Genomic DNA, 16272 nt, shown 5'->3' with positions numbered 1-16272 from the left:
GCTCCTTGGTCCCGTTTTGGTATTAGGGCCATCATGCCGACCGCGGCCCGCCGCGTCCATGCCCCGCGCGTATAAAAATGGGCCTCCGTCAACGACGAAGGCCCAAGCGGCTTATGGGTAAGTAGTTGATGTCACAGCTTGAACGAGATGCTCCCGATGAAGGTGCGGCCGTTCTTGTAGGAAGCGGACGGGCGATCCGGGGTGCCGCTGTACTGCAGATAGGTTTCGTCCAGCAGGTTCTGCGCGTTGACCGTCAGCGAGATGTTCCGGGTCAGCGCCAGCGAGGCGGAGGCGTCCAGCTGGTTGTACGGTGCAACGATGTCGAACGAATTGAGGCGGCTGATCGCGCGGAAGTAGGACGAGCGATAGTTATAGCTCACCCGCGCCTGAAACGGTCCCTTCTCGAAATACGGGATCACGTTGACGGTGTGCTTGGACAGATACGGCAGGTTCAGCGCGCCGACCACGCCCGGGATGAGCGTCGTCGAGCTTTCCTGATAGGCATAGTTCGCCTGAATGCCGAACCCGCCCCAGATCTCCGCCTGACCGTTGACCAGGACGCCGTTGACCTTCGCCTTGCCCGCATTGATCGGACTGGTCACCCGGTAGATGTTCCGGACGCGACCCTCCAGCGAATTGAAGAAGCTTTGATTGTTGACCGTGGTCGATACGATGTAATTGTCGATCTCGCGGCGATAGAGTTCCAGCGACAGCAAGGCGCCGGCGCGCGGGTAGAATTCGGCGGTCAATTCGTAATTGGTCGATTCATACGGCTTCAGGTTCGGGTTGCCGCCGCCGGCGTCGAACGTCACGTCGTTCTGCGAGATCGAGGCGGCCAGATCCTGATAGCGCGGACGCGAGATCACCTTGGCGACCGCCCCGCGCACGATGATCTGCGGACTGATTTCATAGGCGACGTTCAGCGCAGGCAGGAACTTCAGATAGTCGGTCGAGGTGCTGGTCGGCACCGGAACCGGATTGTCGTTGCCAAGCGTCGGCAGCGACAGCGCGTAATAGGACAGGTCGCGGGTATAGACCATGCGACCGCCCAGGTTGCCGCGCAGGCCGCCCTGGTCGAAATTGACCTGGATATAGCTGGCCGCGGTGCGCTCCTCGACGCGGGTCGTCGCGCCGACCTTGTTGAACTGCGGGGTGTTGATGCTGTTCGCGAGAATGTCGATCACCGACTCGCGCGGCAGGTTCAGGTACTTGGTCGCCGAACCCGAACCGCCCGAGCCGTCGAAGATGCCGTCCGGGGTGGTCAGCGTTTCGACGCCAAGCTGGGTGCCGAGCCGCGACGAAGCCAAGTAGCTGTTCACGCCGCGGGCGTCGATGCGGTTGACGTGGTCGGTGATACGCGCGCCGATCAGCAGTTGCTTGAAGAAGCTGTCACCCAGCGGAACGGTGGCATCGAAGCCGCCGAAGATGTCGCGGTCGGTAGTGACGCTATAATCCAGCCCGCCGATCTGGGCGGCGTTGACCTGTGCGCCGTTCATGTTGAATGGACGGCCCTCGATCGTGACCGGGTTGTTCTGCGGATTGGTGAAGTAATTCGCCGGGTTGGTCAGATCGCCGGTGAAGTTTACCGCCGCCGACGTTGGCGTGATCGCGTAGCTGAACGGCAGTTTTGTCTGCACGTTGAACAGATATTCGGGGTTGCGCCCGCCGCTGGCCTTGCTCCACCCGCCTAGGAACGACACCTTGGCGCCATCGTCGCCTTCCCAATCGGCGAAGAAGTTCAGATTGTCGGTCTTCAGCTTGGTGGCGCGCACCAGCGTGTCGAGCTGTGCATTGCGCTGGCTGGTCGCCGCACCGAACGAGGCGGCGCTGACCAGACCGTTCGAGACCGTCGCCGATTGCAGGTCGGCGCCGCTCCACGCACCCGGGATGGTGTACATCGACTGGCTGTAGTTGTTGTAATTGCCGTCGATGTGCAGGCCATTGAGGGTCAGCGTCAGATTTTCGGCGGGGCGATACTGCACCGTGCCCGAAACGCTGGTGCGTTCGCGCTGTTGCTGGAAATAGGCGTAGTTGATGCCGAACGGCATGCTTGCGGCGGCCAGATCGTTGCGCGTGCCGCCGGAGACGGTCGCTGCCGGATTCTTCAAAACGGCCTGACCGCCCGCATCCCGCACGAGGATCAGGTTGCCGTTGCCGTCCCGCGTCGGATCGCCCTTGGCATCGTTAACGGTCTGGAACAGGCGGCCGTCGGCCTGTTCGTAGCCGAAGAACTCGATGCCGGAGCGGACCAGCTGCTGCTTGTCATAGGTCGCGGCGATGAGGACGCCGAACGTCTCCGCATCGTTGCGCCAGCTGTACAGGCCGGAGCCGCGGATGCTGCCCTTCTCCGACCGGTCGTTGTAGATATAGCCGCCCGACGCGAACAGCGAATTGGCGGCCAGTTCCAGCGGTCGGCGCGTACGCACGATCACCGTGCCGCCCAGGCTGCCGTCTTCGAGCCGTGCCTCCGGCGACTTGTAGACTTCGAGCCGATCGACCAGTTCCGGTGCGAGCAGCGAATAGTTGAAGGTGCGGCTCGACGGATCGTTGTCGTTACCGCCCCAGTCCGCCGAGGCGAGCGCGTGGCCGTCCAGCAGCATCCGGTTCAACGCGGGGTCGGTGCCCAGGATCGCGACCTTCTCGCCTTCGCCGAAGCGTCGATCGATCGACACGCCCGGAATATGCGCGAGCGACTCGGCGACGTTGCGGTCGGGAAACTTCCCGATGTCTTCGGCCGAGATCGAATCGACGACGGCATTGGCGTTGCGCTTCAGCTCGATCGCCTGGCGAAGGCTACCCGCATAACCGGTGACGACGATATCCTCGCCGGCGGTTTCCGCCTCCGGCGCGCCGCTGCCGGGCGCGGTGTTCGCGGGAGGAGCTACGGGCGCTTCCTGTGCCTGCGCTGCGCCGGCAAAGCCGAGCATGGCGGTGGAAACCAGCATCACGTGACGCAAGCGCATATCTGAATCCCCCAAGATGCCCGGATCGTCGGGCGTTATCGTTTATCCGGCCGATGAAGGACTTGCCGCGAGTGCTGCTGTCGTCTCCATCGGTCCTAGACTGGTCTTGTAACCAATCTGAATCAGGACGGACATAGCCCCAGCGCGAAATGTTTCATTCCCGAAAGCGATTTTCACTTTATCTTCCGACTTGTGACTTTTTTGCGACATCTTTGCCGCTCCGCTGCTTCGTTCCGCATCAAGAATAGGGTCGGCAGACGGGTTTGCGCGTTTGCGGCCATAAGCTACGGTTCGTCGGCGTATGGGGATCGCACGCACGATAACGAGTGGGAGGACGTGGATGGCCTTTTCGGACGAGGTGGGACGGTTTCGCGAAGGGAACGCCGCGCCGCTCTACCTCCAGTTGCATCAGGTGATTCGCGAGGCGATCGACGGCGGCATCCTGAACCACGGCGATGCCATTCCCGCCGAACGCGATCTGGCGACCGAATACGACGTGTCGCGCATCACGGTGCGCAAGGCGATCGGCGGCCTGGTCGAGGATGGGCTGCTGACCCGTCGCCGCGGTGCCGGCACGTTCGTCGCCGGACGGGTCGAGAAGAGCTTCTCCAAGCTATCGTCCTTTTCCGAGGACATGGCCGCACGTGGGAAGACGGCGTCGAGCAGCTGGATCAGCCGGGTGGCGAGCACCGTGAACCCGGAGGAGAGCATGGCGCTGGGCCTGTCGCCCGGCGCCCCGGTCTTCCGCTTTCAGCGCATTCGCCACGCCGATGACGAACCGATGGCGTTCGAGATGTCGGCGATCGCCGGCTATTGCCTGCCCTCCGCCGAGGCGGTGGGTGACTCGCTCTACAGCGCGCTGGACAAGGCGGGCAGCCGGCCGGTGCGCGCGTTGCAGCGGTTGCGCGCGGTGCCGTTCGGACCGGAACATGCCAAAATGCTCGGCGTCGACGCCGGTCATGCCGGGTTGTTGATCGAACGCCGCGGGTTTCGGCGCGACGGGCGCGCCGTGGAGTTCACGCGATCCTATTATCGCGGCGACGCCTATGATTTCGTAGCGGAATTGTCCGACCTTTAGCGCGTCCACCCCGGCCATGCGTCCCCGTCCGGACTCACGGCCTGACGCCGGGGAGAGAATACCGCCCTAGCCGCTAGACGGTCAGCGACGTCGTATCGGTCACCAGCAGGTGCAGCATGCCGCCGGCGGGCCGCGCCACGGCGCGGATGCCCAGCCCGGCGAGTGCGGCGTCGTCCACGATGTCGTGGATCAAAGTAACGCGGACCCGGCCGGGATGGAGGGTGGCGGCGCGCACGTTATCGGTCCCGCCCAGCGCCGCGAGCACCGGCGGCGACAAGACCACGGGGGCGTCGGCGGCATCGGCGGCATCGGCGACCTTCGGCGCGGCCGCCGTCACGACGCCGCCGGACGCGAGCGCGTCGCGGATCTCCACGGCCACCACATCGGCGATCGGGCCGAGCACGACCTGCAACGCGGTGGGGGAGGGGCGGATCAGTCCGCGTGCGCCCAGCGTCTTCAGCGCGGCATCGTCCACCGCCGACTGATCGCGGACGTTCAGGCGCAGGCGGGTGGTGCAGGCGCCCACCTCGGTCAGGTTGCCCGCCCCGCCCAGCGCGCGCGCGAACGCTGCGCCGCGCTCTCCGGCTGCCACCGCGACCGGCGTGCCCGCCTCCGCCGGTTCGCGGCCCGGCGTCTTCAGGTCGAAGCGCGCGATGAAGAACCGGAACAACCCGTAATAGAGCGCGGCGTAGACGAGGCCGACCGGCAGCAGCAGCAGTGGACGGGTGGCGCGGTTGAAGTTCAGGACATAGTCGAGCAGCCCCGCGGAAAAGCCGAAGCCGAGCTTGACGCCCAGCGCGTTCATCAGCGCCATCGACACGCCGGTCAGTACGGCATGGACCGCGTACAGCACCGGGGCGAGGAACATGAAGCTGAACTCGATCGGCTCGGTCACGCCGGTCAGCGCGGAGGTGAGTGCCAGGCTGAACAGCATGCCGCCGATCGCCTTGCGCCGGTCGGGCAGCGCCGCATGGTACATCGCGAGGCAGGCGGCGGGCAGGCCGAACATCATCACCGGGAAGAAACCCGCCATGAACGGCCCGGCCGTGGGATCGCCCGCGAAGAAGCGCCGCAGGTCGCCGGTGGTGCCGTGATAGTCGCCCATCACGAACCACACGATGTTGTTGAGCAGATGGTGCAATCCGGTGACGAGCAGCAGGCGGTTGAGCAGCCCGAACAGGAACAGTCCCGCGCCACCCGAGGCGGCGATGCCGTAGCTCAGCCGGTCGATGCCGCTGGCGATCGCGGCGAAGCCGGTGCCGATCAGCACGGCCAGCACCAGCCCGGCGATGCCGCTGACGATCGGAACGAAGCGCCGCCCTCCGAAGAAGGCAAGATATTCGGGCAGCTTCATCGTCGAGAAACGGTTGTAGAACAGCCCCCCGACCAGCCCGGAGATGATGCCGGCGGGCACGTCGAGCCGCGTGATCGCCTTTGCCTTCCACGCCGCGATCGCCAGTTCGGCGGCGGGGCCGCTCAGCCCCGCGCCCGTCTCCGGCGGGACGATGAGCAGCACCTTGGCCGCCTCGGTCGCGACCAGAAAGCAGATCACGCCGGCAAGGCACGCCGCGCCGTTGCCGTCGCGCGCGAAACCGGTCGCGACGCCGATCGCGAACAACAGGCCGAGGTGTGAGAAGATCGCGTCGCCCGCGGCGCTGACGAACGCGATGTCGAGCAGGTCGGGCTGACCGAGCCGCAGCAACAGGCCGGCGATCGGCAGCACCGCGATCGGCAGCATCAACGCGCGGCCCAGCGGCTGGAGCGCGCCCAGAATATTCTTCATCGCGCAAACTCCCGTGCGAGGCGTCGGACCGAAGCGGCGTCCGGGCAGGCCAGCGCCGCGCGGGCGTGGTCGCGGGCCGCCGCCAAATCGAGATCGCGGACCAGTGACTTGATCTCGGGCACCACCGCCGGCGCGACCGACAGTTCGGTGACGCCCAGACCCAGCAGGATCGGCACCGCCAGCGGATCGGAGGCCAGGCTGCCGCACACGCCGGTCCAGCGCCCGCGCACCGCGCCGCCGCGCACCGTTTCACCGATCAGCCGCAGCACGGCCGGATGCAGGCCGTCGAGCGCACCGGCGACCGCCGCGTTCCCGCGGTCCATCGCCAGCGTATATTGCGTCAGGTCGTTGGTGCCGATCGACAGGAAATCGGCCTCCACGGCAAGCAGGTCCGCGCCGATCGCGGCAGCCGGCGTCTCGACCATCACGCCCAGTTCGACGTCGCGCGCGCCGCCGGTCAGCCGGTCGAGCACCGCGCGGACCCGCAGCAATTCGTCGACCCCGGCGATCATCGGCACCATGATCCGGCAGCGGCCGAGCGGGCGCACCGCAAGGATCGCGCGCAATTGATCCTCCAGGATGTGCGGATGCGCGAGCACCACGCGCACCCCGCGCAGGCCCAGCGCCGGATTTTCCTCACCCTCGATCGGCAGATAACGGGCCGGCTTGTCGCCGCCGATATCCAGCAGCCGTACGATCAGCGGGCGGCCATCCAGCGCGTCGACCACCGCCTGATAGTCGGCGGTCTGTTCGGCGACGTCGGGGGCGGTGTCGCGATCCAGGAACAGCAATTCGGTGCGCAGCAGGCCGCAGCCCTCTGCGCCGTTGCGAACCGCGACCTCGGCATCGGCGGGCGAGCCGCAGTTCGCGAACAATTCGATGCGCGTGCCGTCGGCGGTGCGGCATTCCTCTGCTGCACGGGAGAGCGCGTCCGCACGGCGGGTGGCCGCGGTGGCGATCCGCGCCTGCGCATCGGCCAGCGTGGCGGCGTCCGGCGCGGCATGGAACAGGCCGGCGCCGGCGTCGAGGATCACCTGCGCGCCCACCGCTGCTCCGTTCAGGGCTTCGCCAAGCGCCACGAGCATCGGCACGCCGCGCGCGGCGGCCATGATCGCGACGTGCGAGGTCGGCCCACCACGGACCACCGCCACCCCGGCGAGACGATCCACGTCGAGCGCCATGAATTGGGACGGCAGCAGGTCGTCGGCGACGAGGATCGCGCCGTGCGGCAACGCCATGACGCTGTCCTCGACACCCATCAGCCGGCCGATCAGCTGGCGTTCGAGGTCGCGCATGTCGTCGGCGCGTTCGGCCAGCCGCGGATCGCCACCGGCACGCAGCGCATCGGCCTGCGGGCGGATCGCGGCACGCCACGCGAAGGCGGCGCTATGCCCGCGTGCGATCGTGGCACGCGCGGCATCGAGCAGCGCGTCGTCGCCCAGCATCGCGCCATGCGCATCGAGGATCGCGCGCATCGGGCCGCGCGCGGCGGCGGCCTTCGCGGTCAGATCGGCCGAAAGGTCGGCACAGGCCGCGGCGAAGGCGGCTTCTTCGGCGGCGATCCCGCACCCGTCCCGGGGCACGTCGAGATCCTGCACGTCCCAGCGTGCGACCGGCCCGATCGCCAGCCCCGGGGCCGCGGTGACCCCGGCGATCGCGCCAGCGGGCAGGGTGTCGGGAAGTCGGGGCGGCGCAGAGGGAGGCGGAGCCTGGCGGGCAGGGGCGGCGGGCTCCTCCTCGATGCCGTGCAGGATCAGCTCGGCGACGGCTGCGACGGCGGCGTCGGCGTCGGTGCCGGTCGCGGTGATCGTCAGCCGGTCGTGCTGCGCGACGATCAGCGACAGCAGCCCGATGGGACTGGTCGCGCCGACCGGCGTGCCGCCCTTGTCCAGCGTGATGGCGGCATCGAAGCGCCGCGCCGTTTCCGCGATCCGCGCGGCAGGGCGGGCGTGGATGCCGTGGGGCAGCGGCACGACGATCGTGCGCGTGGCCGAAGGGCCGTCGACGGCCGATCGCGTGGCGGCGGCACCGCGCGCCGTCAGCGTCATGAACGTATCGCCGATGGCGACGATGCCCGGCGCAATCCGCGTGTCGATGGCGAACGCCTCTGCATTCGTGACGACGATCGGGGTCACCGCCGCCCGCGCCTCGCGCACGATCAGGTCGAGATCGAAGCGGATCAGCGGCTGGCCCCGGGTCACCTGCTCACCCGCGGCCACCAGCATCTCGAACCCGCGCCCACCCAGCGTCACCGTGTCCAGCCCGATGTGGATCAGCAGTTCGGCGCCTTCCGGCGTGACCAGCGTGATCGCATGACCGGTCGGCTGCACCGTCCGAACGTGCGCGTCACACGGGGCGACCAGCACGTCGCCGGTGGGATCGATCGCCAGCCCGTCGCCCAGCATCCGCTCCGCGAACACCGCGTCCGGCACCTCGTCCAAGGGTGCGGCCCAGCCCGCGAGCGGTGCGGTCAACGAGAGGATGGCCATGGCAGCTCCGAACGAAGGAAGGTCAGGCGACCGGCTGTCCGCCGATCCAGGTGCTTGCGGGATGCAGGTCGGCGGTCAGGATCGCCCAGTCGGCACGCTTGCCTACCGAGAGCGTCCCGCGCTCGTCCGACAGGCCCAGGAACGCCGCCGGGCTGGTCGCCGCGAGCCCCGCCGCCAGCTCGGGCGTCAGGCCCAGCCGATGTACGGCGTTGCGCACCGCGCCCGCCATGTCGAGGTCCGATCCGGCCAGCGTTCCGTCCGCACCGACGCAGCGACCGTCCTCGACGCGGATCGGCTTGCCCTGCAGCACGAAATCCTTCTGCGCCGCGCCGACGCACGGCATCGCATCCGACACCAGCATGAAACGGTCGACCGGGCGTGCACGCAGCGCGATCCGCAGCGCGGCATCGTCGACGTGGAAGCCGTCGACGATGATTCCGCACCACGCATCGGCATTGTCGAGCGCCGCGCCGACGACGCCGGGGGCGCGGTGGACCAGCGGCGACATGGCGTTGAACAGATGCGTGACGCCGGTCGCACCCGCGGCGAAGGCGCCGCTGGCGGTCGCGTAATCGGCGTCGGTATGGCCAAGGCACACCCGTACGCCCGCCGCGACCAGCGCGGCGATCTGCGCCGTCGTGACGCGTTCGGGCGCCAGCGTCACCATCACGCGCCCGCGCCGCGGACGGGTGAGCAGCGCCAGCAATTCATCGTCGAGCGGGCGAAAGCGCGCGGGATCGTGGATGCCCTTGCGCGATACCGCGATCACCGGACCTTCGACATGGATGCCGACGACGCCGGGCACGCCCGCTTCGATCGCCGCGTCCACCGCGTCCAGCCCGCGCGCGATGACGTCGGGCGTGTCGCTGATGAGCGTCGGCATGGTCGCGGTCGTGCCGTAACGGGCATGCGCGGCGGCAATCGTGGCAAGCCCGTCGACGGTGGGCGTGTCGTTGAACAGCACGCCTCCGCCGCCGTTCACCTGCGTATCGACGAAACCCGGCATCACCCAGCCGCCGTCGAGATCGACCGCGCCGTTGACGCCGTCCGCTTCGGGCGTGATCGATGCGATCAGTTCATTCTCGACGGCGATCGTCGCGGCGGACGACACCCCGTCGGGCGTGACGATATGGCCGTTGGTGAAGCGGTGCAGCGTCATAGCGTGCGGGTGACCTTGCTCAGGTGGCGGGGCGAATCGGGGTCCAGCCCGCGCGCGACCGATAGCGCGTTGGCCATGCGATAGAAGCTCTGGATCGTCAGGATCGGTTCGATCGCGGGATGATCCGCCAGCGCGGGCGGGCTGCCCCCGCCATCCGCGCGCGCATCGGCCAGCGCCACGCGCGCGCCGCGCCCGGCGAACTCCGCCGCGGCCTCTCGCACGCCGTCGCCGATCGCGTCGGAAGTCGCGAAGGCGAGCAAGGGGAAGCCCTCGTTCACGATCGCCATCGGGCCATGACGGACCTCGGCGGCGCTGAACGCCTCGGCGTGGAGCGCGCAGGTTTCCTTCAGCTTCAGTGCCGCTTCCTGCGCGATGCCGTAGCCAAGCCCGCGCCCGATCACGAACAGGTTGTTCGCGTCGCGCAGCATCGCGACCACTTCGCTCCAGTCGAGCGTCCATGCGGTCGCAAGCCGCTCCGGCAGGCGGGCCACCGCGTGGCCCAACGCCTCGTCGCCGGACCATTCGGCGACCAGCAACGCCAAGGCAGCCAGCGCGGTGATGTAGGATTTGGTCGCCGCAACCGACTTTTCCGGCCCTGCCATCAGCGGTACCAGCGTGTCGGCGGCGTCGGCCAGCGGAGAAGTCGCGTCGTTGACCAGCGCGACGATCCGCGCGCCCGCCGCCTTCTGCGCCGCGACGGTCGCCAGCAGATCCGGGCTGCGTCCGCTTTGCGAGATGGCGATGCACAGCGGTGCGGCCGGGGTGGTGACCGCCGAACCGTACACCGACGCCACCGACGGCGCGGCGGAAGCCACCGGCACGCCGACGAACGTCTCGATCAGATATTTGCCATAGGTCGCGGCGTGGTCGGACGATCCGCGCGCGCAGGTGACGACGACGGCGGGAGGATCGGCGCGCAGCTCCCGCGCCAGCGCGGTGAGCGTGTCGCGGTTCGCCGCGATCATGCGCGCGACCGCGGCGGCGGATTCGCCAGCCTCGGTGAACATCAACGTCTGGTCGGCGATCACGGGCATGATGAACTGCGGCTCCTGAAATGGTGCGGACATGATGCCCCGCTCGCTGGGCGAGGATTAAGTCCTAGATTGGTATTGTTCAAGTCCGCTCGTCGGATAGCATCGCCGCGAGGTCCGCGACGACCCGGACATCGGTGATCTTCGCCGTCGACGCGCCAAAGCCGAAGCGGACCAGCGCCGGGTTCTGCTCCGCCGTGGCGCGGCGGCACGAGGCGTGCACCTCGCGCACCCCGCTCGTCAGGATCGCGGGCAGCGTCGCTGGCGATACGCCGCTGCCAGCCAGCACGATGATCTCGTCACCGGCACGTTCGACCAGCCGGGCCAGCATCGCGAGTGCGTCGGCGGCCCGGGGCATCCCGCCCGAGGTGAGGATCCGGTCGAAGCCGAGCGCCACCGCGATTTCGAGCGCCGCCGGCAGGTCGGGGGTAAGGTCGAAGGCGCGGTGCAGCGTCAGTGACAGCGGTCGACCGCGTGCCGCGCCGAGATCGCGGGCAAGCGCGATCCATGCGGCGAGCGTCGCCGCGTCGAGCGCTCCATCGGCCGTGCTCGCGCCGATCACCACGCCGGCCAATCCGGCCTCCGCCGCGGTGCGGATGTCGTCTGCCACCAGCGCGCGCTCGGCCGCATCATAGACGAAGCCACCGGCCCGCGGACGGGCGAGCAGGTGGACCGGCACCGGCGCCAACGCCGCCGCACGCACCAGCGAGGCGGGTGGGGTCAGCCCGCCGACATCCAGCGCGGCGCATAATTCGATGCGATCCGCGCCACCCGCAACCGCCGCGGCGATGCCGCGCGGATCCTCGACGCAGACCTCGAGCAGGCGACGGTTCATGCGCGGAACAGCGCCGGTGCGGGGCGGACGGTGGTGCGGCCGGCCGCATCGGTGACGGCATAGCTGAAGCCGGGCAGGAGGCAGAACGCCCCCACATTTCCGCGTGGATCGAGCGCGAGGAAGCCGACCTGCACGCCCTTTATCGCCGCGCCGCGCAGGTGCGCGATATGGCGCACCACCTCTTCGCATGCCTTTTGCGGCGACATGCCGGCGCGCATCGACGCGACGACGCGGGCGGTGCCCGACACGCGCGTCACCTCCTCGCCCAGCCCGGTCGACGTCGCACCGCCGACACCGCGCTCCACGTACAGGCCCGCGCCCACCTGCGGTGAATCGCCGATCCGCCCGCGCATCTTGAACGCCATGCCGGAGGTCGTGCACGCGCCCGCCATCCGTCCGCCGGCATCGCGCGCCAACAAGCCGATGGTGTCGTGATCCAGTGCGCCGCCGGGCGTGACGTGACGCCGGCTGCCATAGGTGCCCGTCTCGCTGTTCGCGACCGGCTGGTATTGCGCGGTCTTGAGCCATTCGCGCCACGCGCGTTCGGCGTCGGGCGTGAGCAGGTTCTCCCTGGCGAACCCCTGATCGCGGGCGAAGCGGGTCGCGCCTTCGCCAGCCAGCATGGTGTGCGGCGTGCGCTCCATGACGCGGCGCGCGACCGAGATGGCGTGGATCGTGTCTTCCAGCGCGGCGACCGCGCCGACCCCGCCGTTGTCGTCCATGATGACCGCGTCCAGCGTGACATGTCCGTCACGGTCGGGATAGCCGCCGTAGCCGACCGAATGGTTGGCGGGATCGGCCTCCGGCACCTTCGCGCCCGCTTCGACCGCGTCGATCAGGGTGGCGCCCGCCTTCATCGCGGCGAATGCGGCGTCATTGGCAGCGGCGCCAAAATCCCATGTCGAAACGATCAGCGCCGCATCGGCCGGTGCCGCACGCGCCATGACCGGCGCCGACGCCCCCAGCGCGGCCAGTCCGGTCATCACCGAACGTCGATTCGTCATGCGATCCCTCCACCCTTGTCGTGTCGTCGGCTACCATGCACGTCCTACCGCCGGTCGCAACGCAAACATGCATTGGTTATGTAGTTGGTTCTATTAAGGTATTGACGATAGCCAGGCTGTCATCCAACCGTAAAGGAAGAAACGACAACACATTCAAGTATGTACGGGAGCGGTCGATGACATTCCTCAGTCACAGCGTATCAGTGACGGCACTGGCGGGGGCCATGCTGTTTGCGGCACCCGCGCTCGCGCAACAGGCGGCTCCGGGGGATACCGACGCCGCAGCGCAGCGCGCGGCCGCGATCCAGGCGGAGCCGGACCAGACGCCCGCCGCCACGGGCGACATCGTGGTCACCGGATCGCGCATCCAGCGCCCCAACGTCGCGTCGGCTGCGCCGATCACATCGGTCACGGCGCAGGACATTCGTGCGCAGGCGCCGCTGAACGTCGAGGAAGTGCTGAACCGCCTGCCGCAGATCGCCCCCGACAGTCAGCAGAATTATCAGGATTCCGACGGTCGCCAGCGCATCAAGCTGCGCAGCCTCGGGTTTGAGCGCACGCTGGTGCTGATCGACGGCAAGCGGCTGGGCACGCAGAACGGGCAGGACACGGGCATCATCCCGCCGTCGTTGCTGGAGCGGGTCGACGTGCTGACCGGCGGTGCGTCGTCGGTCTACGGTTCCGATGCGGTTGCCGGCGTCGTGAACTTCATCCTGCGCCCCAGCTTCGAGGGGGTTCGCGTCGACGGCAATTACAGCTTCTACAATCACCAGAACAAGGGCACGACCGCGGGCGACGTTGCGCGCGCCGCGGGCGTCACGCCGGTGCGCGGGCTGACCAATGACGGCGGGCGCAGCGACCTGACGCTGACCGCGGGCAAGAAGCTGTTCGACGACAAGCTGAGCCTGATGGGCTTCGTCAATTACCGCCAGGCCAATTTCGTCCCCTATAACGCGCGCTCGACTTCCGCGTGCGAGGTGCAGCAGCCGGTGATCGACGGGCCGTTGTCGTGCACGGTCTCCACCTACGCTCCGGGCGGCTACGTGCGGCCGGGCAACGCCTCCGTCGGCTCGATCGCGCAGCCGGAGTTCATCAACAATCCCGACGGCACGCGCGGTTTCGTCCCGTACGGCCAGGGATCGAGCAACGTGTTCGACCGCCGCGGCTATCCGTTGCAGCGCGATATGGAGCGTGTGAACGCAGGCGGCTTCGCCACGTTGACGCTGGCCCCGGAACTGGAACTGTACGGCTCCGCGATCTGGTTCAAGGATACGTCGAACAATCGTTATCCGACCCGCATCCTCAGCTCCACCAGCTACGGCGACCAGCCGTTCCAGGTCAATTGCGACAATCCGTTCCTGTCGGGATCGCAGGCGGGCGCGCTGTGCGGCCCGGCGGCGGGTACGTCGGCGCTGGTGCCGCTGGACGTGCGCTACGGCTTCAACAACCTGCCCTATACCCTCGACCAATATGTCAACCGCGGCATCCGTGCGGTGGCCGGCGTGCGCGGCAAGGTGGGCACGGCATGGACCTATGACGTAGGCGGCGTGTACGCCCGCAACCAGCAGGACGTGGCGTACGGCGACATCCCCGACTTCAACCGCGTCAACAACGCGCTGAACGTCGTCAACGTCGGCGGCACGCCGACCTGCGTTTCGGTGGTCAACGGCACCGATCCCGCCTGCCGCCCGCTCGATGCGTTCCGCGCGGGCAACGACGGCAGCGTGCTGAACTACCTGCTGGCGGGCAATCGCGCCCGCACCCGCGGCGTCGGCACCCTGTGGGACGTCACGGCCAACATGACCGGGGATCTCGGCGAATACGGCATCACCTCGCCGTTCGCGAACGACGGCGTCGCGGTCGCGCTGGGCGCGGAATATCGCAAGGACAGCTATCGCTCCTCCGCGAACGAGCGCTTTCGCGAACTGAACGCCGGCGAGAATTTCAATGCGTCGCAGGACGTGTGGGAATCGAACATCGAGGTTCAGGCCCCGCTGGTGCAGGAGAAGCCCTTCGCGCACCTGTTGCAGGCCAATGGCGGCTTCCGCGTGTCCAAGTACAGCACCAACCCGGACACGTTCACGACGTGGAAGGCAGAGGGGCTGTGGGCACCAGTCCGCGACCTGACGTTCCGCGCCAGCTTCAACAAGGCGCAACGCGCGCCGACCGTGGTCGAGATCAGCCAGGCGACCAACATCAGCTTCGCGCAGCAGGGTGGCACGCGCGGCGACTTCTGCGCGCCGACCCGCAACCCGGACGGGTCGTTCGGCGCCCCGGCGGCGTCGATCGACGTCTGCCGCGCGACCGGCCTGGCGGACTCGCTGTACGGCAGCCCGACCTTGCTGTGCCCCGGCGACAACCAGTGCACGGTGCGCTCCGGCGGATTCACCGCCGATCCGGAAACCGCCTACACCCAGACCTACGGCGTCGTCGTGCGGCCCAGCTTCATTCCGGGCCTGACCTTCTCGGTCGATTACTACCGGATCAAGATCGACAATTCGCTCGGCTATAACGACGACAATTATTACCTCGACGGCTGTCTGCGGTCCGGCGGTGATCCGTTCTTCTGTTCGGGCATCGTTCGCTCGGCCGACGGGACGCTCGACTCGCCCGCGGCCGGCAGCCCGACCGACGGCTTCATCCGCCGCGGCACCACCAATTATTACCGCTCGATCTCGCGCGGGTGGGATTTCCAGGCGCAATACACGATCAACACCAATGCCGCGGGTCGCTTCGACCTGGGGTTCAACGGATCGCTGACGTCGTTCGCGGGCGGCCAGGACTCGCCGATCCAGCCGGAACGCAATTGCGCCGGCTATTATGGCAACGGATGCGGGCAGTTGATCCCGAAATGGTCGCATGGCCTGCGTGGTACGTGGACGTCGCCGGACGACTTCTTCAACGCCTCGCTCAACTGGCGTCACGTCGGTTCGCTGACCAACGCCAACAACTCGGGCGATGCGGCGATCGGCGGCACGCCGGATCGTGAACAGAGCACCTACTACCGGGTCGATCCGATGGACTATTTCGATCTGGCGTTGACCTTCAACCTGACCCGCCAGTTCGCGCTGCGGTTGATCGCGAACAACGTGCTCGACAAGGTCGCGCCGTTCGTGCCCAATTCGTACAATATCGCGCTGGCGCGCAACAACACGATCCCGCAGCGTTACGACCCGCTGGGCCGTCAGATCGCCATCGGGGCGACGGTCAACTTCTGATCCGAAGAAAAGGCCGCGGGCGGGGTGCCCGCGGCCTTTGTCGCCGTATGTGATCACCCGTTATCGGGGATATGCCGCCCTATCGTTGCGGCGCGCGGCGCGCGAGGACCGCCACCATCACCAATGTGGCCAGCGCCCCGATCGCGCCAACGCCGATCACCATCAAGCTCGGTCCGTCCATCATCCTCTCCCTGCCGCCTTGGTGGCGACTTTTCATTTCAGGAGTGGAAGAGTGGACCGGCGCGGTCGCCGCCGCAACAACATTGTTGCGGCGGGATGGAGCATGGGTGGTGCGGGCTATTCCAGATCGCTTTCGCTCACCACGATCGGGACTGCATCGGCGTTGCGTGCCAGCGCCGACAACGCAGCCTCGATGATCGTGTCGGAGAAGCGGTTGAACGTGTCGATCGCGTCGCCATCCGGCTCGTCGCCGCTCAGCGCCTCCAGCACGTCATACTGGACCGCGAATTCGTATTCGTCGCCATCGGCCTCGGCGTTGAACTCCACTTGCCGCTCGTCGATGTTGTCGAGCAGGGTGCTGTTGTCGATGTCGAGCCGGTCGGCCGCCATGGCATGTGTCCTTCATCAGTTGTCGATCACGGAGAAAACGGGAAGCGCGATGAGGTTCCGCGCCTCGTCGTGATAACCGTCAAGCGCCGCATGTTAACCATGTCGTCGCGCCACACGCACATCTGGTCGCAGCACGGATGGT

At 67.8% G+C, this 16272-nt stretch carries 10 protein-coding genes; 2 read left to right on the top strand and 8 right to left on the bottom strand.

The window, feature by feature from the left end; genetic code table 11:
- Positions 1–131: 131 nt before the first annotated feature.
- A complete protein-coding gene (locus ASE95_RS04365) occupies positions 132–2963 on the bottom strand; it encodes a TonB-dependent receptor (RefSeq protein WP_056631903.1) in 2832 nt (943 codons plus the stop codon).
- Between the two features lie 340 nt (positions 2964–3303).
- Between ASE95_RS04365 and ASE95_RS04360 the strand changes: the two genes are divergently transcribed.
- Positions 3304–4041 (top strand): GntR family transcriptional regulator, encoded by a 738-nt coding sequence (locus ASE95_RS04360; RefSeq protein WP_056631900.1) that lies wholly within the window; start codon positions 3304–3306, stop codon positions 4039–4041.
- Between the two features lie 73 nt (positions 4042–4114).
- On the opposite strand, the gene nagE is transcribed toward ASE95_RS04360, so the two are convergent.
- The 6 genes from nagE to ASE95_RS04330 are packed head-to-tail and all read right to left on the bottom strand — an operon-like array spanning position 4115 to position 12342.
- Positions 4115–5824 carry an N-acetylglucosamine-specific PTS transporter subunit IIBC gene (nagE, locus tag ASE95_RS04355; protein ID WP_056631896.1) on the bottom strand — a complete coding sequence of 570 codons (1710 nt, stop codon included), beginning with the start codon at positions 5822–5824 and terminating at the stop codon, positions 4115–4117.
- Complete coding sequence (gene ptsP / locus ASE95_RS04350; protein WP_056631893.1) at positions 5821–8313, bottom strand: phosphoenolpyruvate--protein phosphotransferase; 2493 nt, start codon at positions 8311–8313, stop codon at positions 5821–5823. Before ptsP ends, nagE begins: the two co-directional genes overlap by 4 nt.
- Before the next feature lie 22 nt (positions 8314–8335).
- Positions 8336–9472: an N-acetylglucosamine-6-phosphate deacetylase gene (nagA, locus tag ASE95_RS04345; RefSeq protein WP_056631890.1), complete on the bottom strand. Its 1137-nt coding sequence runs from the start codon at positions 9470–9472 to the stop codon at positions 8336–8338.
- On the bottom strand, positions 9469–10539 hold the full coding sequence (locus tag ASE95_RS04340) for an SIS domain-containing protein (RefSeq protein ID WP_235528175.1): 1071 nt from the start codon (positions 10537–10539) through the stop codon (positions 9469–9471). Before ASE95_RS04340 ends, nagA begins: the two co-directional genes overlap by 4 nt.
- A gap of 46 nt (positions 10540–10585) precedes the next feature.
- On the bottom strand, positions 10586–11338 hold the full coding sequence (locus ASE95_RS04335) for a copper homeostasis protein CutC (protein WP_056631888.1): 753 nt from the start codon (positions 11336–11338) through the stop codon (positions 10586–10588).
- On the bottom strand, positions 11335–12342 hold the full coding sequence (locus ASE95_RS04330) for a N(4)-(beta-N-acetylglucosaminyl)-L-asparaginase (protein WP_056631885.1): 1008 nt from the start codon (positions 12340–12342) through the stop codon (positions 11335–11337). The genes ASE95_RS04335 and ASE95_RS04330 overlap by 4 nt, the downstream gene beginning before the upstream one ends.
- Positions 12343–12518: 176 nt before the next feature.
- Here ASE95_RS04330 and ASE95_RS04325 point away from each other — a divergent pair, with 176 nt between their 5' ends.
- Positions 12519–15560, top strand: a complete 3042-nt coding sequence (locus ASE95_RS04325; protein WP_056631880.1) for a TonB-dependent receptor domain-containing protein — start codon at positions 12519–12521, stop codon at positions 15558–15560.
- Between the two features lie 297 nt (positions 15561–15857).
- Here the strand turns inward: ASE95_RS04325 and ASE95_RS04320 are convergent, their stop codons facing one another.
- Complete coding sequence (locus tag ASE95_RS04320; RefSeq protein WP_056631877.1) at positions 15858–16130, bottom strand: DUF1488 family protein; 273 nt, start codon at positions 16128–16130, stop codon at positions 15858–15860.
- Positions 16131–16272: the final 142 nt, after the last annotated feature.

It is taken from the genome of Sphingomonas sp. Leaf231, from assembly GCF_001421995.1.
Lineage (GTDB): Bacteria > Pseudomonadota > Alphaproteobacteria > Sphingomonadales > Sphingomonadaceae > Sphingomonas.
Note: the sequence above shows the minus strand (reverse complement) of the source record. Positions and strands in the feature narration are given on the sequence as shown.